This is a genomic window from Pseudoalteromonas sp. P1-25, assembly GCF_001401805.1.
Lineage (GTDB): Bacteria > Pseudomonadota > Gammaproteobacteria > Enterobacterales > Alteromonadaceae > Pseudoalteromonas.
This window is the reverse complement of sequence record NZ_LKDW01000020.1, coordinates 59820-80245: the sequence shown is the minus strand read 5'-3', so window position 1 is coordinate 80245 and position 20426 is coordinate 59820. Positions and strand designations below refer to the sequence as shown.

The following is a 20426-nucleotide window of genomic DNA, read 5'->3' as shown; positions in this document are numbered from 1 at the left end:
ACGTCGAGCTTGCTCACGTTAGAAGCGCAGCTTCTCATTAATTCCACCACCGAGTACACCGAGGCGCTTCGCGCTACACAGAGAAAGCACCCTCATCGTTTAGTCACTTCTCCAGGTACTCTCCTTCGCTTCTCGGTGGTGAAACAATCACTTTATACCTAGGTTAAAGCGTTGCTTTTAAAACGCCAGCAAGCTGCGCGTCTACAGGGTAATTTACCTCGGTGTTAGTTTGTCGGTAGGCGTGAAGCTTGCTTACTTCGGTGTTAATTTTGTAGGTAGGGGGTTGTGATGTGAGCTTTGCCGCATTTAATACTCAAAGGTTGCCTCTTTCAAATTATTGGCGATGGTTTGAGAGGGATTTTCGCCAAATAATTGCGTGTAGTCTTTAGTGAATTGCCCTGCATGCCAAAATCCCCAATTGGCTGCTATAACGGATATTGGCTTGGTTTGGCCAACCGTTTTAAGTGCTCGCCTTACGCTATTTAAACGGGTTAAACGCAAAAACTTAAGTGGGTTAATACCTAATATGCTTTCGAAACTGTATTGCAATGTACGCCTACTAACAAAAGTAAGCTCACAAAGTTCGGTTATGGTAATTGTTTTTTGGGGGTTGGCTGCCACGTACTCTTTTACTTTATCGACCACTGCTTTACGGTGTTTGTAACTTGGGGCAATGCTTTGCTGCGGGTTATCGGCTTGTAATAAGTGTAGTGCTAGCATATTAAGCATATCTTGTTGGGATTCTGGTTTTAGCCCAAAGCCAGTGCCAGTTGCCATAGTATTAATTATTTGCCTTGCTGTTTTAAGTGATGAGTCGCTTACCGACAAACGAGCAGATTGTGTTGATGAAAGGTTTTTAATTGTAACGCCCTGTAACTGCGCCATATATTCAATGGAATGCCAGTTAATAACCAAACCGTAAATATCAAATTGCTCAGGGGTAATTAGTTCAAAGTCGCTATTGCTTGTGCGGCACATAAACTGATTGCTTGCCACATCAAGACCATTAATTTTACTTTGCTGAGACTGACTCGGTATACCCAGCCAAATAGAGTTAGGTGCTATGTTGCATTGTTGTCGCAGTGCGCGTTCGGTGTACTCTTTAAACGCATGGATACCGCTGTAATTAACGCCTTCTATGCAACCAAAAAATCCGCCATCGCTTACTTGGTCATACTTTTGCTGCCATTGAGTAAGGTTATGTGCTTGCTCGTCAATATCGTGGGTGAATACCTTGCTCTTTTGTGGTGCATAGTTGCTGCCTTGCTGCGCCATATCGGTGATGCTCTTTTAAAGTAAATAAAATTTAGTTTACGTATGTGACAAAGTTACATTTGTAACTTGCTGAAATACAATAATAAAAGATGATTTGCCAAAATTCGATAGTCACTTGGTATAAATTAAGCTCTCTTGTAACTATTCAAAATTGATTTATAGCTAATATAACGCAAGCCCTATACCAAGGTTTTAAATATTAGTTATACGGAGTAAATCATGGCACATGGATATAGTTATACGTTAGGTACACAAACATATCAATTCAAGAGCTTAGCGCAATTAATGGCTAAAGCTACGCCACAGCGCTCAGGTGATAGACTAGCGGGGGTTATTGCACAATCGGCACAAGAACGCGCAGTAGCACAAATGACCTTGGCCGAAGTGCCGCTTAAAACATTTTTAAACGATGTGCTTATTCCCTACGAACAAGACGAAATTACACGCTTAATAATTGATGAGCACGATGCAAACGCCTTTAAACTTATCTCGCACTTAACCGTGGGGGATTTTAGAAACTGGTTATTAAGTGACTATGCAACACCTACTGTACTTGCAAGTGTTAGGCAAGCTATTACCCCTGAAATGGCCGCTGCGGTAAGTAAAATAATGCGTAATCAAGATCTTATCCTCGTTGCCAAAAAGTGCCACGTAAAAAGTGCGTTTAGAAATACCATAGGTTTGCCAGGGCATTTATCAACACGTTTGCAACCTAACCACCCAACTGATGACATAAACGGTATTGCTGCATGCATGCTCGATGGCCTTTTATACGGCAATGGCGATGCGGTTATAGGTATTAACCCTGCCACCGATAACGTAGCTCAAGCCATAAAGCTGATGAAGCTAATGGATGATGTAATTCAGAAATACGAAATTCCAACTCAAAGCTGTGTGCTTACCCATGTAACTAATACCATAGAATGCATAGAAGCGGGGGCACCGGTGGACTTGGTTTTTCAGTCAATTGGCGGTACAGAGGCTACAAATTCAAGCTTTGGTTTTAATTTGAATACATTAGCTGAAGCGCAAGATGCTGCGCTGAGCTTAAAGCGTGGCACGGTTGGCAATAATGTAATGTATTTTGAAACCGGGCAAGGCAGCTCGCTTTCGGCCAATGCGCACCATGGGCTTGACCAACAAACTTGCGAGGCACGGGCGTATGCTGTAGCACGTAAGTTTGACCCTTTATTAGTTAATACCGTTGTCGGCTTTATTGGCCCTGAGTATTTATTTGATGGCAAAGAAATTACCCGCGCAGGGCTTGAAGATCATTTTTGTGCCAAGCTTTTAGGCATACCTATGGGGTGCGATGTGTGTTACACCAACCACGCCGAGGCCGACCAAAACGATATGGATAACTTACTCACCTTACTTGGCGTTGCGGGTTGCTCGTTTGTGATGGGCATACCAGGTTCTGACGACATTATGCTTAACTACCAAACCACCTCGTTTCATGATGCGCTCTATGTGCGACGTGTTTTAGGTTCGCGTCCCGCCCCTGAGTTTGAAGCCTGGCTAAGTAGGATGAAAATTATGGAAAATACTGCCGAGTCCATTTTATCAAATACCTTACCAAGTGCCTTTGCTTCGCCTTTAAAGGCTGTGCAAGGAGGGATGTAATGAAATCTGTAAAGCCTATAAATATAAAAACACGTAATTATAAAAGTAACGGTAAAGTGGTAGAAAACCCATGGCGTGATTTACGTCGTTTTACGGATGCGCGAATAGGCCTTGGCCGCGCAGGTATTAGTTTACCGACATCTGAAATGTTAGCGTTTCAGCTATCGCATGCTCAAGCGCGCGATGCGGTTAACTTTCCGTTAGACATTGACGAAATGACAAAATCACTGAGCACTATTAATGGGCTGTGTGATTTAGGTAAACCTTTAAATGTACAAAGCGAAGCTGCCGATCGTGTTACGTATTTGCAGCGCCCCGATTTAGGTCGAAAGCTAAACGAAGCAGGGCGAAACACTCTTTTAAACACGATGCAAAGCAGCGCACAAGCGCAGTATGATTTAGCTATTGTAGTCGTTGATGGGCTTTCGTCGTTGGCGGTACAAAAAAACGCCGCGCCATTTATAACCGAGCTTTTAAAGCAGCTTCCCACTGAGCCATCACCTTACAAAATTGCGCCAATTACCTTAGTAATGCAAGGCCGCGTGGCAATTGGTGACGATATTGGCGAGCTGCTGAATGCGCAGGTTGTAATGGTATTAATTGGGGAGCGCCCTGGGCTTAGCTCCCCCGACAGCCTGGGCCTTTATTTAACGTGGGCGCCAAAAACGGGGCTAAATGATGCGTGTCGTAATTGTATTTCGAATATTCGCCCCGCAGGGCTTAGCTACTTTGAGGCAGCCCGAAGAGCCGTATATTTATTGCAAGAGGCAAAAAAGTGCGGGCTTACAGGGGTTAATTTAAAAGACCGAACACAGGATGATGTGATAGAGCACCAGGTTCAAACCACTAATTTTTTAATCGCGGAATAAAACCATAAAAAAGAGGTCAAAATGTCTAATAACAATAAAGAGTATCTTGCACAAAGGCAGTTAAAAAGTGGCACAGCGGGTTGGTTATTGCTTGCAGGGCTTGGGGTATCGTATGTAATTTCGGGAGATTTTGCGGGTTGGAATTTTGGTATAGCAGAAGCCGGTTGGGGCGGCTTTGCAATTGCTGCCGTGTTAATGGCAATAATGTATTTAACACTAGTGCTATCGCTTGCTGAAATGTCGGCCGCTATTCCTGCGGCGGGTGGTGGTTACAGTTTTGCGCGCCAAGCAATGGGGCCTGCAGGGGGTTATTTAACCGGTCTTGCGGTATTGATTGAATATGCATTAGCACCTGCTGCTATTGTTATATTTATTGGCTCGGCGGTTGAGGCATTAACAGGGTTTAATGGCCCGTGGGTATATGCACTGTTTTATTTAACCTTTGTGGGAATTCACTTAGCGGGTGTGGGTGAAGCGTTAAAAGTGATGATGGTGATTAGTGGCCTGGCTGTACTGGCAATTATTGCCACCGCCGTGGCGTTAATTGCTAATTTTGATGCGGCTAATTTGTTCGATGTGGCGGTAACCAATGCTACAGGCGCAAATGAATTTTTACCGCTTGGTTGGTATGGTGTGTGGGCTGCGCTTCCTTTTGCTATGTGGTTATTTTTAGCAGTAGAAGGCGTACCGCTTGCAGCCGAGGAAGCGAAAAACCCAGCTAAAGATGTACCTAAAGGCATTATTGGCGCTATGTTATTTTTATTATTTACAGCACTACTGGTTGTTGTATTAGTGCCTGGCGCGGGCGGTGCACAAGCTATGGGCTCAAGTGCTGTACCGCTAGTAGATGCGCTTAATGTAACGGGTAATACAAGCTTAGCGACTGTAGTGAATATTTTAGGGTTAGCGGGTCTAGTTGCCTCGTTCTTTTCGATTATTTATGGTTATAGCCGTTTAGTGTTTGCGCTTTCGCGTGCGGGTTATTTACCGCGTTCGTTATCAATTACTACAGCGCGTAAAGTCCCCGCACGTGCGTTGATTGTACCCGCTATATTTGGTTTTATTGCATCACTGAGTGGCGAGGGCGATTTAATGCTAGCCATGGCGGTGGTAGGTGCAACGGTATCGTATGCATTAATGGCGCTGAGCCATATTATGCTACGTATTAAGCAACCTAATTTAGCCCGCCCTTATAAAACGCCAGGTGGCGTGGTTACATCGGGTATTGCGTTAGTGTTATCGCTTATTGCATTAACGGGTGTGTATGCGTTTGACCCTCGTGCATTTTTGTATACAGTCGTGCTCTTTGTGATTGGGGCAGCTTATTACTTTGGGTACAGCTCAAAACATTTGGTAGCTAAAAATGCAGATGAAGAATTTGCAATGCTAGCCGATGCTGAAGCAGACTTAGCCGCCTCAAACTAAATGGGTTAACACGAGGGTAAAAGCGTTGCTTTTAAAACGCCAGCAAGCTGTGCGTCTACAGGAGTCATTAAGCTCTGCTTATGGACGCGATTTTATATCGCGCTTGTAGAGTTTAAACCTCTTTGTGATTTGTTGATCTTTAATACAAAAATGCACAAAGAGAGGAGAATGAGGAGTAAATGAGAGGTGAAACTTGTAGGCGTGAAGCTTGCTCGCGCGCGATGCAAGTTACTTTTCTGGGTATTCTCCTTCGCTTCTCTGTGGTAAAACGATCACTTTCTGCTTAGGTAAAAGCGTTGCTTTTAAACGCCAGCAAGCTGCGCGTCTACAAGGTAATTTACCTCGGTGTTAGTTTGTCGGTAGGCGTGAAGCTTGCTCGCGCAAGATTTTAGTTACTTCTCTAAAAGCGGAGCGGCTTTAAATTTATTTGTGATTAATTGATCTTTAATACAAAAACGCACAAAGAGAAGAGAATGAGGAGTAAATGAGAGGTGAAAATTATAGACGTCGAGCTTGCTCACGTTAGAAGCGCAGCTTCTCATTAATTCCGCCACCGAGTACACCGAGGCGCGTCGCGCTTCACAGAGAAAGCACCCGTATCGTTTAGTCACTTCTCCAGGTATTCTCCTTCGCTTCTCTGTGGTGAAACAATCACTTTATACCTCTGTTAAAGCGTTGCTTTTAAACGCCAGCTAGCTGCGCTATTACAGCCCATTTAACTTATGCGGGTTACTTTTACTTTTATTCTCCCTGCATTAGCGCCGTAAAAGCGGCTTAAGTCGTTGGCAAAGGGACAAAACTCACCGGATTTAGCTACTTTTATGTCACTGCCACCAGCAATTTCAAACAGGTGTTCATCGTTTTGATTTATAGCACCTACTAAAGAAAACCATTGTGCGCGAGGAAGTCGTCTAAATGGTTCAAGTAATGCTATGGGGATTTCTTTTACACCTAATTGCACGTTATCGCGATGCCACCCACTGGCAGTACACTTTACGCCATCGTCGTACCAAAACTGGTTTGGATAAGGTGTAAAGCGATACGTAGCGCCTTGCTCAAGCATTAAACCGGTGGTGTTATATTGCTCTGAGGCAAATACCATTACATCTTGGCTTTGATTAATCCCAAGCACGCTCATATTTTGGTTAGCGAGTGCAATGTGGGGGCTTAACCCGACAAAGCTTAATGTTGTGCCGTCGTTATAACTCATTTTGTAATGACGTTTTTTAAGCGATTCTGGGCGATAACTGGTTAGTTTATTAATCCGTGTAGCCACGCTTTGGTGAACTAATGGCTCAAGGTTGCTTGCTTCGTTATTAATCAGTACACAACATTCCCTGTCGACCAATTTAAAAATGGAATTAAACCAAAAGTAATTTTGCTGATGGCTTAAAGCCAGAGGATCGGGCGTTACGGTTACATCGTCTTGGTCAACTAATTTACTGCCAGGCAATAAGGTTTCGTAGTCAATATCGTGGCTGGTTAATAAACTAATTTTAAGTGGTTGCTCAATTAACCATTCAAGCGCATAGCGCAGGCAAATATCAGCTAGGCCATCGCGGTAATAACCACCGCCAATATCTGAATGCGCCCCTGCAAACCAAAGCTCGGTAATATTATTTTGATGGTTCATTAGGGTGGGTTCAAATGCGCGGCGTTTTTCATCAAGTGCTACGCAGTGCAGTGCCTGCGAAATATTTTTGGCAATGGTGTGGTTTTCAAAAATAACATGCTGGGCTCCGCGTGTTGCTTTACTCACTTTTGATAAACCAATTGAGGCCACGGTATCAAATACACATACGTAAACATTATCGCTAATTAAAGGCTCTAGGATTTTTGCAAAACGCCGTGCAAGTGCGCCGCCCCGGCTAAAACCGGTAAGTAAAAGGGTATCGCCTAGTTGGTAATGCGTTTTAAAATCACGCATGGCTTGATTTAAAATACTGGCAACATCGTCACCACGTGGCGCTAAAGTTTGGTTTAAAATACGTTTTAGGCGGCTTCCTTTGGTGCCAATACCTTGATAATAAAAACTAAGCTGGTTTGTAAATGGGGTGGTGGGGGAGTCATCGAGCTTGCCGCCTAATAATAAATGCAGCTTAAGAATATTAGAAATACTACTGTCTTCTTTAAAATGATCTGAACTAAATTGCTCTGCATCGCGAGGCTCGCCCCCGGTACCATCAAAATTAAAAATTAGCGTTTTACCCGTCATAGCCCTAATCCTTTAATTGTTTTAAATACTCTACATAGGCAATGTTAAATATTAAAGACATTAATTTAGCTATATAGCACGCTAAGGGCATTAGCGTGCTTAGCGGGTTATTTAGTGATTATCAAACATATAATGATTTAGCTCTGTGCCTTGGGCAGGCTTAAGCGCTGGTTTTAGCTGAATTAACTGCTGATAAACCTCAGGGTAAAACATTTTTAATCGTGCTACGCGGGCTAAGTGGTTTGGCTCAAACTCCTTTACAAGTTGTAGCGCTAGAGGAACGTTTTTGCTTAATTTCCCTTGGTTATAGCTTTGTTCTAGCGCTAGGTCGAGTATATCTACGCCCAGCTTTTTTGTATCAGAGGGTATTTTATTATCAATTAAAAATTGCACTATATCGTTTGAGGCAAACATTGCTTGAAGGTATACGTCGCGGCCATACACGTCGGTAATCGAAAAATCAAAACCAGCGTGTTTTAGTTTTTGCCATTGACTAAGTGGAAGTTTGCTCAATCGAAGTAAATCACTCGGTGGCTTAGGTTCTACTCGGCTTTGCCAAAGAGTGATTAAATCATCAGGTTTTAACAGTAATAAAGAAAAAAGCGTATCCGTTTCGGCTTGAGTTAATACTGTACTAAGGCTGTACTCATACGCTTTTTGGTATTGCTCTTTAGATAATAGTTCGCTAAATGTGCTTTGGCTTCTACCGTATGAATGCTGATTGTTTTGTGAAGCAAACCAGTAGTTAACTAATACAGGGTCTATTGCGTGCAAAACGGCTGGGGTGTTATCACCGTGTTCTTCATTTGCATTCCAAACTTGATTGTAAGCTTGCCTTTTATCAACCAACTGTTCGGCGGTTTTTAACTCTTTATGTAGATCATTACAATTGCTACTACGCGCTTGTAGCTCATTTTTTTGTTGTTCTAGGTCTATTAAATAAGTAGCTATGGCAGAATTATCGTTAGTTGTTACTTTAGGTAACTCTGCATTGCTTATTCTACCTATAGGGCTAAAGTAAGCGTATTGCGTAGGGTTGTCCTGCTTATTAATATAGGCACCTTGCTGGTAAATAAAGTCATTTACAAAAAATACCCCTTGGTTATTTAGGTCGTTATTCGCATTGCCGCTATGTGCCTTGTAACCACGCTTTTTAAGATAGTCCAAAAGCTGGGTGTGTTTAGTATCTAATGGGGCTAGGGTTAAGTTGCCGCTTTTTGGCAGGTTTACAATAGCTACGTCTAACCCTGTAAATAAACCAGGCTCGTTGGTTGGCGTAATCCCTTTTTCTTGTAGTGCTTCTACAAGGGGTAAATTAAATTTACTGACCGCAATATCAGCTAAGTTATATAAAACAGTGTTTTGTTCGTATAGCGGCATAGCATCTAGCGCGGGAACTTGCTGTAAAAGGGCAATAATATATTCATTAGGTATATCATTTTTTATAGCGGTAGCCACTTCATTCACTGTAAATTGGTTAGATGAAATAGCTTGCTCAAACTCTTTAAGCGAGAGTTTATTTGCGTTAAGTACGAATAATGTTGCTGGGGATATTACCTCACTACCCTCAACTTTAATAAACGATTGCACATAAGTTGTAAATGTATCGGTGTTGCTTAATAAAGCGTAAAGCGTTTCTTTTTGTACATTTTCATCAACAGGCAAGCTAATAGTAAGCCCCGGTGGAGCCGTGCTACTGTTGCCTAAATCTTTGAGTAGTTTTTTTACTTTGTCGTTGGTGAGGTTTTTAATTGCTTCAATACCTTGCCAATTAGCTAACTCGTTTAAAGAGTGAGTAATGTTAAGTTGCTGCTTTTGCTCAGCAACAATGGCGTCTTTTAAAAGGGCAATGTATGTGCGCTGATTAAGCTTTGATAAAGTTGAATACTTTAAAAGCGTGGATACCGATGTCCCTTTTTTGAGTTCACTTACAAAAAATGAAACAAGCGACTGATTCAAGGTTTGTATTTTAGTACTTTGTTGTTGTGATTGATCTCTACACAGGCTAATTTGCTTTTTTAGTTTATTAACTACCTGTAGTGGTGAGTCCTCACTTGGCTTATTTTTATTAACTATACTGGGCTCAGTGGTGGTTGGTTCCACTTTTTCAGTGTGCTCAACATCTTCAAAATGAGGTTGAGTTTGGAAAAAATAAACAGCCAAGGCAGTGATTGTTACAATTCCAAAAAGTACTTTTTTCATTAGCGTCAATCCCTTGAATTCACAAATATATTTATCTACATGGTACTCTTTTAAATACGCATAAAGCAAAAAAGCTTTAAAAGATAATTTACATTACCTATTAAAGCTTTTTGACTATTTAGCTGGTGTATATGTACTAGTGCAATTTCATTTTAGGGCGTACAACACGCAGTACTTTTTCGCTTATCCATAATGCAAAGGTTTTTGCGCTGCCGTGTATGGCGCGCTGGTGCATACGATACAGCGATATATACATAAAACGGGCAATTTTACCTTCTATAAAAAAGGTATTGCTGGTTAAGTTACCCATTAAATTACCTACCGTACTGTAGCGCGATAAGTTAACGAGCGAGCCATGGTCGCTATATTTAAAGCCACACAGTGGCTGTTGTTTTAACGTGGCAATGAGGTTTTTTTCTACACACAGCGCCATTTGATGCGCCGATTGTGCGCGCGGTGGAACGAGCTTTCCGTCTTCTTGGGTAAAGGCGCAGCAATCACCAAGTACAAAAATGCTTTCATCTACAGTGCTTTGTAAAAACTCGTTAACCTTAATTTGGTTGCTACGGGTAAGCTCAAAAATACCTAAATCTTTAATAAAGTCAGGCGCTTTTACACCGGCAGCCCACACCATTATATCGGCGTCTATGTGTTCTTCGTCTTTTGTTATAAACCCTTGCTCGGTAGCTTCTTTAACCTGTGTTTGCTCTCGTACGTTTACACCTAGCTTTAATAATTCGCGTTTTGCACTATCGGCAATGCGCTCGGGTAGAGCGGGTAAAATACGCGGCCCCGCTTCAATTAGGTGTATATGTAAACGCTTAGACGACATATTTGTAAGGCCATAGAGCTTCAGTAGTTCAGACACATGGTAAAGCTCTGCTGATAGCTCAACGCCGGTTGCGCCGCCGCCAACAATGGCAATATTTAATGATTGCTGTTGGTTATCGTCTTGATGCAGGCGAGTAAAACTGTCGAGTAGAGAATGCTGAAAACGCTCAGCTTGCTGGTTTGAGTCTAAAAAGTAGCAATGATCTTTTATACCTGGGGTATTAAAGTCGTTACTTACACTGCCTATGGCAATAACAAGGTGATCGTAGCGTACGCTACGCTTTGGCAAAATAGTGTGGCCTAGTTCATCAAGATGCGGCGCGAGGGTAATGGTTTTGTTGCTTTGGTCTATGTCGCAAAATGTACCAAGCTGAAAATTATAATGATGTTTTGCAGCGTGGGCTGAATACACAACGCCATCTAAATCGGGGTCAATAGAGCCTGTCGCTACTTCGTGTAGTAACGGCTTCCATATGTGGGTACGGTTTTTATCGATTAAAAGAATTTCGGCTTGTTTTCTCTTCCCTAATTTATGCCCTAATTGTGTTGCTAGCTCTAGTCCGCCTGCGCCACCGCCAATAACGACGATTTTAGGTTTAGTTATATTCATAGCAATGCCCTTAAAAAATAATATACCCAAATAATCTGCTTATAACGCTTATAAAAAATCACTTGGGTATACAAAATTAGCTTGGCTGTTAGCACCATTGAGCATCTGCTGCGTATTTTGCGCCTAAATAAAACATATGTCAGCAATTGATAAGCTTATTTGTTGTATACTAAGGTCTAAATTGCCTTGATATGAAAAATTTAGCGCTTTACAGGGGCCTAACATAAAGGCGTTACTTTACAGAAAAGGCAGCTTGCTTTAGTAGGGGATAACGCTGGTATTAAATGCTTTTAAATCTTTTATTGTATTGATTTAAAGTAGGTTTTTCTGGTTTGTTGATTGTTGCAACAAAGCCGCTAATACTTGCAATTTATGGTTAATCCAAATTGCTTTTAATGCCAACAGACACTCTTATATTGAGATGCTTTGGGGTATATGCAAATATTTCATTTACGTTGCACTTTTGCTGTTAAAGCCTATTCCCTAGCCTAAAAGGATATTTATGACCACGCCATTAATTACATCACTTGAGCAGCATTTTGGTTTTAGCCAATTTAGGGCAGGGCAACAGCAAACTATTGAGCAGCTTTTAAATGGGCAGTCGTCACTGGCTATATTTCCTACGGGGTCGGGTAAGTCGTTGTGTTATCAGTTAACGGCTATGCATTTACCTAACTTAACTTTGGTGGTGTCGCCTTTACTTGCCTTGATGAAAGATCAAATTAGCTTTTTAAATAGCAAAGGTATTTACGCGGCAAGCCTTGATTCGAGCCAAGACCAAATGCAAAGCAGCACTGTAATGAACGATGTGCGAAATGGTAAAATTAAAGTATTAATGGTGTCGGTTGAGCGTTTTAAAAACGAGCGTTTTAGAGAGTTTATAAGCCAAGTTGCGCTGTCTATGCTGGTGGTAGATGAGGCGCACTGTATATCGGAATGGGGCCATAACTTTAGACCCGACTACCTTAAACTACCGCGATACCGCGAAGAGCTAAATATTCCACTGGTACTATTACTTACCGCTACCGCCACTAAAAAAGTAAAACGCGATATGAGTGAGCGTTTTAATATTGCCCCAGAGTGTATTGTACAAACGGGCTTTTACCGCGCTAACCTTGATTTAAGCGTACTAAGTGTAAAAACAGCTGATAAAAATACTGAGCTTACTAACATAGTGCGTGCGCAAAACGGCCCGGGAATTGTGTATGTAACGCTTCAGCAAAGTGCTGAGCAAGTAGCAAACACGTTAAGTGCGCAAGGTATACAGGCGGTTGCATATCATGCAGGGCTTGAAGATACACTTAGGTGGCAAATTCAAGATGATTTTATGGCGGGTAAAATTAACGTAGTAGTAGCAACTATAGCCTTTGGTATGGGCGTTGATAAATCAGATATTCGTTTTGTTATTCATTACGATTTACCAAAATCAATTGAAAACTACAGCCAAGAAATTGGCCGAGCAGGGCGCGATTGCAACCCATCAAACTGCTACACCCTGGCTAATTTAGATGGCCTAAACACAGTAGAAAACTTTGTGTACGGCGACACCCCTGAGCTTAGCGGCATTGAATACGTAATTAACGATATTAAAGCCCAGCCCCAGCAATGGGAAATGCAAGAGTACAGCTTATCGAGCGAGAGTAATATTCGCCAACTAGCGCTTAAAACATTGCTGGTACAACTAGAAATGCAAGGCGCAATAACGCCGCAATATGCTTACTACGCCGATTTTAAATACAAGTTTTTGGTTGATAAAAACGAACTACTGAGCCAGTTTGACGAGCAGCGCCAAGCCTTTTTAACGCAAATATTTAGCCATACCGACTTTAAAAAAATATGGGGCACGCTTAATTTCGACACCCTTACACAAGCCGCGCAGGTTGACCGTAAACGCGTAGTGGCCGCGCTTGACTACCTAGCCGAAAAAAACCTAATAACCCTTGAAACCAAACGTATTACCCAAGTGTACAAAGTGCATAGTGAGGTGATAAATAACCCTGAGCTTGCAAAGCAATTACACAGCTATTTTAGTGAAAAAGAACAAGCCGAGATTAAACGTATAGCTGCATTGGTACGCTTTTTTGAGCTACAAAGTTGCTTAAGTTATAACTTAGCGCGTTATTTTGATGATAATAATGCCCCTGCGCAATGCGGGCATTGCAGTGTATGCCGTGGTAATGCGGTAAAGCTTGAGTATTCAATAGAGCCTGCTCACATTGCCGATGACGTTATTTATCAAAAAGTGGATGAGTTTTTAGCGCACATGGCAACAAAAGGCATTCACAGTGTAGGTATTGAAACCCAGTGCCGCTTTTTAGCGGGCATGAGTGTGCCATTATTTGCTCGTAATAAAGTACGCCAACTGAGCGGCTTTGCGCTTTGCGAGCAAATGCGCTACAGCGATATAAAAGCAAAACTACTAGCACGCTAATTTATAGCTATTTAATGCAATTGGTATGAGTTCCTGTATCCTAGTGGCTTACTCTTTTTTATTAAGTCACTATGCCTAACACTGTTATTCCAAGTAAAACTATCTCCTCTGCACCTGAGCCTGTAACCTGCGCTAATTGCCAGGCATGTTGCTGCCAATTAGAAGTGCGCATAGTGACCGACACGGGCGTGCCTTTTCAATACATTGATTACGATAAGTGGGGCAGCGAAGTAATGAAACGAGGTGACGACGGTTGGTGCCAAGCACTCGACCGTAACACGCTAATGTGTACTATTTACGAAAACCGCCCACTTACGTGCCGCGAGTTCGAAATGGCCTCAAACGAGTGTATTACTGAGCGCGAAATAGCGGGTATTTAATACCAATCCGTAATAATACTTAATCGTTTTCAGGGGCTAAACGTGCCACTATCTGCGTTAAAAAATTCTCATTTAGAACAACTAAATAGCGATTTTTTTGCCTTGCTATCAACACGTTTATCCATCCTCAAAATAGATCACTTAATTATGTGGATTGGCATAATAAAAACATACGTGCAAATAATAAAGGGGCTTGAAAGCCCCTTTGTTGTATGCGTTAAAAAATTACTTCACTTTAAAGTAACTAATGTATTGTTTTAATGTTGTTGAAAGGTCGGCTAGTGCAACGGCTTTTTGCGCATTGTTATTAAGCGATTGGCTGGTTTCTTGCGACATATTGGCAATTTCTTCAACGCCTGAACTAATTTGTGCAACGGTTGCTACTTGGTTTGATGTGGCTTCTACAATTTCAAGCACATTATTTAATGAGTCGTTGGCTTGTTGTTGTATTTGGTTAAGCAGCTCATTTGCCTCGTGGGTTAGAGTTAAGCCATTTTCTACCTGGGGTACGGTGGTTTCCATAGCGGTTACCGACGCTTGCGTGTTTTCTTGCACTTGTAAAATCATTTTTTCAATGTCGCCGGTCGCATCGCCTGTACGTTGGGCAAGCTGCCTTACTTCGTCGGCTACAACAGCAAAGCCTCGGCCAGATTCACCTGCACGTGCTGCTTCTATTGCTGCATTAAGCGCTAATAAATTAGTTTGATCAGAAATACTGCGGATCACACTTAATATATCGCCAATGTGTTTTACATGTTCTTGCAGCACATTCACTTGATGTACGGTGGCTTTAACCGTTACGGAAATTTGCTCAATTTCGGCTGCCACCTTTTGCACTGCAATACTGCCTTGCTGCGATAATTGCGCGGTTACCTTTGAGTTATCTTCAGTTTGTTTAACAGAGCCTGCAACTGCGTTTATACTGCGGCTCATGTCTTCTAAGCTACTTACTGCAGAGTTTGTGTAGGTAACCTGCGCATCGGCTGCGCTAAGTGCTTGTTGTGAGCCAGAGGCAACACTTGCCGAGTGCGTAGAGAGCTCATCAGATGAATTAATAATGCTATCTACAATAGTTTTTAATTTACTTTGCATAACGGCTACTGAGGCCATCATGCTATTTGGGCAGCACGAATCTACATTTGCAGTTAAATCGCCTTGTGAAATTAGCGCTATTACTTTAGCGGCTTCTTGTGGCTCACCACCTACAGAATCTCTTATACGCAAACTAATTACGTACGCCACGCTTGCACCAATTAAAATAGCAAACGCAGTAAGCGCAATCATCCATACTGCAAAGGAGCTAGCTACTTCGCGGGTTTCAACGGTTGTGGCCTGATTTGCTTGCTCTTGTAAATCTATAAACTGGTTTATAGTGTTTAACCAAAGCGTAAATGCAGGGCGGGCATCGGTTAATAAAATACGCGACGCCTCGTTTAAGTTCTCGCTATTTTTAGCATTAATAACCGCTTTAATATACGGCTGCGTTTGTTGTTCTATTTGGTTAATTTTAGTTATTAACGCGCGCTCTTCGCTGCTCATTTCACTCACTAAAGCACGCATAGCACGACTTGAGGTTTGATAAAATGCATCCAGCTCTTTTATATCAGTTAACACTGTATTTAATGTGCTTTGCTCGGTTATTAAAACTACATCTCTAAGTGCTATAGCACGGTCGTGTACGCTACCTCTAAAGTTAATTGCGTAACGCTGTTTTACCGAATTTACGTCGGTCATATGCGTTATGTTGCTATTAATAAGGCTTACCCGCGATATACCAATCACAGTCAAAATAAGCATCATAGCTAAAATAATGCCAAAGCCCGTTACTAGGCGCATGTTGATTGTCATAGTTATTTTCCAATTTAAACACTAACCAAAGGTGATTAATGAGGTATTTATAATATTATGCACCAAAAAAAGTGCATTTAAGCAATAATAGACCGGTAATTGTTAATTTATTTTACAAACTTTATCGGGAGGAGTGCATTGTTGGGAATCATTGAAGCAGACGTATTAAAAAAGGGGCTTAAAAGCCCCTTTGGTTTATCTGTGTTTTGTACTTAATCGTATTTAGCTTCTAGCTCATTAGCCGTATGAAACTTCTCGTGGCTTTGTAATTGCTCATCGTATTTTACTAGGTTTTTAAAGTGACCTAGCTGGCCTGAGTTTTTAACTATTTCAACAATAAACGACATCATAATATCGGCACCAGTTAGGGTGTCGCCTACTAAATAACGTTTACCTTGCAGTCGGTCGTTAAAGTAGCTAATTACTTTAACGGTTTCTGCGTCTGCGTAATTTTCTAAAAAGGTTGTTTTAGCGCCATCTTTTAAAACAAACATTTTAAGTAATAGCGGTAAAATAGCTGAGCTTTCAGCAAAGTGTAGCCATTGCTGATAATCTACATATTCAGCAGTGCCTGCCTTTGGCGCAAACTTTCCGTTACCGTACTTAGTAATTAGGTAATCGGTAATGGCGCCAGATTCGGTAACAATTAAACCATCGTCTTCAATAACAGGAGACTTACCTAATTGGTGTACTTTTTTAAGTTCGTCAGGGGCTAAAAAGGTTTCTGTATTGCGCTGGTAGGCAACAATTTCGTAATCAACATCTAGCTCTTCTAAAAGCCAAATAATACGTTTAGAACGGGATTTATTTAAATGGTGTAGTTTTATCATGTCTGTCCTTGTTGGCGTTACTGCGTGTGCAGTAACGCTTTGTAAAATTTAAAGAGGCTCGTTAATTTTAACCACGGTTTTACCAAAGTTTTTACCACTAAGCATATCGTTAAATGCGCTTACAGTGTTCTCAATACCTTCTACCATGTGCTCGCGGTATTGTACTTTGCCTTCTTTAAGCCATTTTTGCATGTCTTGTGCAAATTCGTCGTAGCGATGGCCGTAATCGTCAAAAATTATAAAGCCTTGCATTTTAATACGCTTAGTAAGCAATTGGCCCATTAGCATACCCATACGGTCAGGCCCATCAGGCAGGCTGGTAGAGTTATATTGTGATACTAAACCACATAGTGGAACACGGGCTGCGGTATTAAGTAGAGGCAATACGGCATCAAACACTTTGCCGCCCACATTTTCGTAATAAACATCTATGCCATTATCACAAGCTTTTTCTAGCTGATCTGCAAAGTCATCGGCTTTGTGATCAATACAAGCATCAAAGCCTAGCTTTTCAACTGCGTGGCTACATTTTTCGCTGCCACCAGCAACGCCTACCACTTTACAGCCTTTAATTTTAGCTATTTGGCCAACGGTTGCACCAACCGGCCCTGTAGCGGCGGCTACTACAACAGTTTCACCTTCTTTAGGTGCGCCAATATCAAGTAAGCCCATGTAAGCGGTAAAGCCTGGCATACCTAAAATACCCAGTGCATACGAAGGGTTCTCTGGCTCTTTACCTAATTGCATTAAGCCTTCACCGTTACTAATGGCGTAACTTTGCCAACCAGTGTAGGCAAGCACCCATTCACCTTCGCTAAACTTATCGTTTTTAGACTCTTCTACTTGGCACACGGTAGCGCCTACCATTACATCGCCTACATTGACCGGATCGGCATACGATTTAGCATCGCTCATGCGGCCACGCATATAAGGGTCAAGTGAAAGGTAAATAGTGCGCAGCAGCACCTCGCCATCTTCAAGCGCTGGTAAATCTACTGATTTCAGTTCAAAGTTTTCATCGGTTGGGGCACCGTGCGGGCGTGATGCTAAAGTAAGTTGACGACTAGTTGCAGACATAAAAATCTCCTTTTGGGTTAACCTACTTAACGAGTGTTTATGCGTTTAATAACCTAATTGGCATAAACAATAATGCGCGCTAAGCAGTATATGTATGTACAAATTTGTACCTTATAACAGGAGTTTTGGGCGGGGGGCTGGTAATTCAACCTTTACAGAGTATTTATTCTAAATGGTTTATTTTAGTTTGCTAAAAATATGGCTATCGTAAAATACACCATCTTTATAAATGGCTTGTTTAAGTATGGCCTCGGCTTCAAAGCCGCATTTAGTCAATGCCTTTATAGAGCCAGTATTACCAGCAAACACAGCGCCAAAAATACGGTTTAGATTTGAGTTTTTAAAGGCCTCATCGCAAATTTGTGTAATTGCGTGAGTTATTATTCCTTGCCCCCAAAAGTGATTATTAAGCCAATAGCCTATTTCGCCACTGCGGCTATATTCAAACTCTCCTGGCGTTATGCCAATGCATCCTGCAAATTGCTCATTTACAATAATTGCTTTAATAATCCCATTTTTAGCGCCTTGGTTTATCCACCAATCGGCATCGGCCTGCGTATACGGAAACGGAATTTTAGAGGATAGAAAACGCGTAACCTGTTCATCGTTTAAGGTTTTAATAATGTGTGGTGCGTCTTGTTGTTTAAAGTCTCTTAGGGTGATCATTGTTTTAATTAAGTGTGTGGTGTATACGGGGCAACTTAGCAAGCAATTAGAGATTGCACAATCACAAAGATTAACTGTTTACGCCTATAACTTTGTTTTAAAGTACTCTAATATAAGCAAAATATGACACCTGTTTAAGATACCTTTATGCACCCACACATAGCCGCCCTTTATAATAGTGCCCAAAAACCAAGTCGTTTGATTATAGGTTTAATGAGTGGCACCTCGTTAGATGGGCTCGATGTAGCACTGTGTAAAGTAACGGGCGCAGGTATAAATACGCAAATTGAAGTTTTAAATTTTACTACCGTTGAATATAACAACGAGTATAAAACTAAAATAAAGCAGGTATTTGCCAAACGAGAGTGCAATTTAGAACTAGTAACTTTACTGCATCCGTGGGTAGGTAAACTCCATGGTGATATAGTTAATCAGTGCTTACATACTTGGCAAGTAAATCCGGCAAGTATTGATGTAATAGCCAGCCACGGGCAAACCATTTACCACTGCCCTCAGTCGCAGCATAATCATAAAAGCTTTACTAATGGCACATTACAAATTGGCGATAGCGACCAAATAGCCGTTACCACCGGCATTACAACAATTGGCGATTTTAGGCAAAAACATATAGCAGCTGGGGGCGAAGGCGCACCACTTGCGGTATATGGCGATTACTTATTTTTTGCAAACCCCAATGAAAACCGCATTTTATTAAACATGGGCGGTATTGCTAATTTAACGTTTTTACCTAAAAGCGGTGATGCAAATAGCGTATTTAGTAGCGACATAGGTCCAGGTAACACCATTATGGATGCGTACGTGCAGCAGCATTTTAAAGGCATGCACTTTGATGATGACGCAAAAATAGCCAAAGCCGGAAATGTAAATACACCCTTATTAAATGCATTGTGTGGCAACGACTTTTTTAAACTTGAGCTGCCTAAAACAACGGGGCCAGAGGTATTTAATTTAGCGTACTTGCATGCTGCTCAGCTGCAAACAAATACACAGCACTTAAGCCATGAAGATGTAATGGCTACTTTAAATATGTTTAGCGCGAGGGTAATTGCAAATGCGTTAAATGAATGCACACAAAGTGCTAAAGAGTGTGTGGTGTACGCAAGTGGTGGCGGTATTCATAACCCGTTATTAATGGCGCACCTTAATGCGCTGTGCCCAAGTATAAAAGCGTTTAAAAATACCGATGATTTAGGCATAAACCCTGATGCAAAAGAGGCTGTATTATTTGCTATTTTAGCAAACGAATGCCTAGCCGGTGAGCTGCAACACCTAAATAACACTGCGCAGGGTATTGTTGGGGTGACTATGGGTAAAGTGAGTTTTGCTGATTAAGCTTTTATAAATTCGTATATCAATACATTAAAAAAACGAAAATAAACTTGAGCTCATATTACGAAAGTACTTTTTAACGCCGTGAGGCTTAACTTGGCTTTTAAGCTGCTGTTGTTTTTTATAACCTGCCTCAAACGCATTTACTTGCATATCAAACTGCAAACTATTTTTTAAAGTGGCGTTTAAGCCGTGCAGCATTAATTGCATTACCAAACAGTGACTTTGGGTAATTTTACTTAACGTTAAATACACATAACCACACTCTAAATCGGCATTAGTGAGTGCTTTTTCAGTAAAGTATTGCGCATCACGGGCACTGGGATACGTTGCGCTCAACGAAATAATATCGTTTTCGTGGGCGTCGTCGGGCAATACGCATTGCAGCGTTATTTCATGCATAGCACTGGCTTGTAAGGTTAACTGCTCGTATTCCATTGTGTGGCCCATCGCCGCAGAGAGAGGATCTTCAAAAGACTGTAACGCAAATGTGAGTTGCGTCATTGGTGTGCTCATTTACTTCAACTTCTAGATTATAAAAAATACAGTTCGAGTTTAAATTATCACCTATTTTGATTGCAGTTTTATGACAAATTGCACATAAGTGGATAATCGCAGTTTTTAGATCAAAAAAGATCGCTATATGTTCTTTCTCATTCAACTTTGGAATGGTTTGTCACACATCTGGAATGAAGAGCTATATGTGGCAAGGCTTGTAGTAATGTATTGCGTTCCTTATTTGGGTTTTTCTCATAGGCTTTTCTTGATAGGGAATAGAATTTGGTTTTTAGGCT

15 protein-coding genes are annotated in these 20426 nt (G+C 41.5%); 6 read left to right on the top strand and 9 right to left on the bottom strand.

Features of this window, described 5'->3' with window-relative positions:
• Nucleotides 1–306: 306 nt before the first annotated feature.
• On the bottom strand, nucleotides 307–1275 hold the full coding sequence (locus AN393_RS13050; RefSeq protein ID WP_055018296.1) for a helix-turn-helix domain-containing protein: 969 nt from the start codon (nucleotides 1273–1275) through the stop codon (nucleotides 307–309).
• A gap of 219 nt (nucleotides 1276–1494) precedes the next feature.
• Between AN393_RS13050 and AN393_RS13045 the strand changes: the two genes are divergently transcribed.
• Genes AN393_RS13045 through eat form a run of 3 tightly spaced genes read left to right on the top strand, consistent with a single transcriptional unit; the run spans nucleotide 1495 to nucleotide 5192 of the window.
• On the top strand, nucleotides 1495–2898 hold the full coding sequence (locus AN393_RS13045) for an ethanolamine ammonia-lyase subunit EutB (RefSeq protein WP_055018295.1): 1404 nt from the start codon (nucleotides 1495–1497) through the stop codon (nucleotides 2896–2898).
• Nucleotides 2898–3767, top strand: coding sequence for an ethanolamine ammonia-lyase subunit EutC (gene eutC / locus AN393_RS13040; protein ID WP_055018294.1), 870 nt, complete (start codon nucleotides 2898–2900; stop codon nucleotides 3765–3767). Before AN393_RS13045 ends, eutC begins: the two co-directional genes overlap by 1 nt.
• A gap of 21 nt (nucleotides 3768–3788) precedes the next feature.
• Nucleotides 3789–5192: an ethanolamine permease gene (gene eat / locus AN393_RS13035; protein WP_055018293.1), complete on the top strand. Its 1404-nt coding sequence runs from the start codon at nucleotides 3789–3791 to the stop codon at nucleotides 5190–5192.
• Between the two features lie 715 nt (nucleotides 5193–5907).
• Here the strand turns inward: eat and AN393_RS13030 are convergent.
• The 3 genes from AN393_RS13030 to AN393_RS13020 all read right to left on the bottom strand — a co-directional run bounded on the left by AN393_RS13030 (nucleotide 5908) and on the right by AN393_RS13020 (nucleotide 11050).
• Nucleotides 5908–7407 (bottom strand): DUF2235 domain-containing protein, encoded by a 1500-nt coding sequence (locus AN393_RS13030; RefSeq protein ID WP_055018292.1) that lies wholly within the window; start codon nucleotides 7405–7407, stop codon nucleotides 5908–5910.
• A gap of 111 nt (nucleotides 7408–7518) precedes the next feature.
• The gene (locus tag AN393_RS13025) at nucleotides 7519–9609 is read right to left on the bottom strand and encodes a hypothetical protein (RefSeq protein WP_055018291.1); all 2091 of its coding nucleotides are present in this window, start codon (nucleotides 9607–9609) and stop codon (nucleotides 7519–7521) included.
• 136 nt (nucleotides 9610–9745) lie between these two features.
• Nucleotides 9746–11050, bottom strand: a complete 1305-nt coding sequence (locus AN393_RS13020) for an NAD(P)/FAD-dependent oxidoreductase (RefSeq protein ID WP_055016126.1) — start codon at nucleotides 11048–11050, stop codon at nucleotides 9746–9748.
• Between the two features lie 502 nt (nucleotides 11051–11552).
• On the opposite strand from AN393_RS13020, the gene AN393_RS13015 reads away from it, so the two are divergent.
• Together AN393_RS13015 and AN393_RS13010 are read left to right on the top strand one after the other, a co-directional pair.
• Nucleotides 11553–13481 carry an ATP-dependent DNA helicase RecQ gene (locus tag AN393_RS13015; RefSeq protein WP_055018290.1) on the top strand — a complete coding sequence of 643 codons (1929 nt, stop codon included), beginning with the start codon at nucleotides 11553–11555 and terminating at the stop codon, nucleotides 13479–13481.
• 71 nt (nucleotides 13482–13552) lie between these two features.
• Nucleotides 13553–13861 carry a YkgJ family cysteine cluster protein gene (locus AN393_RS13010; protein ID WP_055020172.1) on the top strand — a complete coding sequence of 103 codons (309 nt, stop codon included), beginning with the start codon at nucleotides 13553–13555 and terminating at the stop codon, nucleotides 13859–13861.
• 225 nt (nucleotides 13862–14086) lie between these two features.
• Here AN393_RS13010 and AN393_RS13000 read toward each other — a convergent pair whose 3' ends face one another.
• The 4 genes from AN393_RS13000 to AN393_RS12985 all read right to left on the bottom strand — a co-directional run bounded on the left by AN393_RS13000 (nucleotide 14087) and on the right by AN393_RS12985 (nucleotide 18282).
• Nucleotides 14087–15709, bottom strand: a complete 1623-nt coding sequence (locus AN393_RS13000; protein ID WP_055018288.1) for a methyl-accepting chemotaxis protein — start codon at nucleotides 15707–15709, stop codon at nucleotides 14087–14089.
• A 212-nt stretch (nucleotides 15710–15921) separates the two neighbouring features.
• Nucleotides 15922–16539 (bottom strand): glutathione S-transferase family protein, encoded by a 618-nt coding sequence (locus AN393_RS12995; RefSeq protein WP_055016116.1) that lies wholly within the window; start codon nucleotides 16537–16539, stop codon nucleotides 15922–15924.
• A 48-nt stretch (nucleotides 16540–16587) separates the two neighbouring features.
• Nucleotides 16588–17616: an NADP-dependent oxidoreductase gene (locus AN393_RS12990; RefSeq protein WP_055016115.1), complete on the bottom strand. Its 1029-nt coding sequence runs from the start codon at nucleotides 17614–17616 to the stop codon at nucleotides 16588–16590.
• A gap of 177 nt (nucleotides 17617–17793) precedes the next feature.
• Nucleotides 17794–18282: a GNAT family N-acetyltransferase gene (locus AN393_RS12985; RefSeq protein ID WP_055018287.1), complete on the bottom strand. Its 489-nt coding sequence runs from the start codon at nucleotides 18280–18282 to the stop codon at nucleotides 17794–17796.
• A 147-nt stretch (nucleotides 18283–18429) separates the two neighbouring features.
• Between AN393_RS12985 and AN393_RS12980 the strand changes: the two genes are divergently transcribed.
• Nucleotides 18430–19635 (top strand): anhydro-N-acetylmuramic acid kinase, encoded by a 1206-nt coding sequence (locus AN393_RS12980; protein WP_055018286.1) that lies wholly within the window; start codon nucleotides 18430–18432, stop codon nucleotides 19633–19635.
• A gap of 27 nt (nucleotides 19636–19662) precedes the next feature.
• Here AN393_RS12980 and AN393_RS12975 read toward each other — a convergent pair whose 3' ends face one another.
• Nucleotides 19663–20148, bottom strand: coding sequence for a hypothetical protein (locus AN393_RS12975; RefSeq protein ID WP_055018285.1), 486 nt, complete (start codon nucleotides 20146–20148; stop codon nucleotides 19663–19665).
• Nucleotides 20149–20426 lie beyond the last annotated feature (278 nt).

What these genes read in the sequence shown, in the direction of transcription:
- AN393_RS12990 (WP_055016115.1), bottom strand. Translation starts at nt 17,616, where the DNA reads ATGTCTGCAACTAGTCGTCAACTTACTTTAGCATCACGCCCGCACGGT.
- AN393_RS13025 (WP_055018291.1), bottom strand. Translation starts at nt 9,609, where the DNA reads ATGAAAAAAGTACTTTTTGGAATTGTAACAATCACTGCCTTGGCTGTT.
- AN393_RS12995 (WP_055016116.1), bottom strand. Translation starts at nt 16,539, where the DNA reads ATGATAAAACTACACCATTTAAATAAATCCCGTTCTAAACGTATTATT.
- AN393_RS13010 (WP_055020172.1), top strand. Translation starts at nt 13,553, where the DNA reads ATGCCTAACACTGTTATTCCAAGTAAAACTATCTCCTCTGCACCTGAG.
- AN393_RS13020 (WP_055016126.1), bottom strand. Translation starts at nt 11,050, where the DNA reads ATGAATATAACTAAACCTAAAATCGTCGTTATTGGCGGTGGCGCAGGC.
- AN393_RS12985 (WP_055018287.1), bottom strand. Translation starts at nt 18,282, where the DNA reads ATGATCACCCTAAGAGACTTTAAACAACAAGACGCACCACACATTATT.
- AN393_RS13045 (WP_055018295.1), top strand. Translation starts at nt 1,495, where the DNA reads ATGGCACATGGATATAGTTATACGTTAGGTACACAAACATATCAATTC.
- eat (WP_055018293.1), top strand. Translation starts at nt 3,789, where the DNA reads ATGTCTAATAACAATAAAGAGTATCTTGCACAAAGGCAGTTAAAAAGT.
- AN393_RS12975 (WP_055018285.1), bottom strand. Translation starts at nt 20,148, where the DNA reads ATGAGCACACCAATGACGCAACTCACATTTGCGTTACAGTCTTTTGAA.
- AN393_RS12980 (WP_055018286.1), top strand. Translation starts at nt 18,430, where the DNA reads ATGCACCCACACATAGCCGCCCTTTATAATAGTGCCCAAAAACCAAGT.
- AN393_RS13030 (WP_055018292.1), bottom strand. Translation starts at nt 7,407, where the DNA reads ATGACGGGTAAAACGCTAATTTTTAATTTTGATGGTACCGGGGGCGAG.
- AN393_RS13015 (WP_055018290.1), top strand. Translation starts at nt 11,553, where the DNA reads ATGACCACGCCATTAATTACATCACTTGAGCAGCATTTTGGTTTTAGC.
- AN393_RS13050 (WP_055018296.1), bottom strand. Translation starts at nt 1,275, where the DNA reads ATGGCGCAGCAAGGCAGCAACTATGCACCACAAAAGAGCAAGGTATTC.
- eutC (WP_055018294.1), top strand. Translation starts at nt 2,898, where the DNA reads ATGAAATCTGTAAAGCCTATAAATATAAAAACACGTAATTATAAAAGT.
- AN393_RS13000 (WP_055018288.1), bottom strand. Translation starts at nt 15,709, where the DNA reads ATGACAATCAACATGCGCCTAGTAACGGGCTTTGGCATTATTTTAGCT.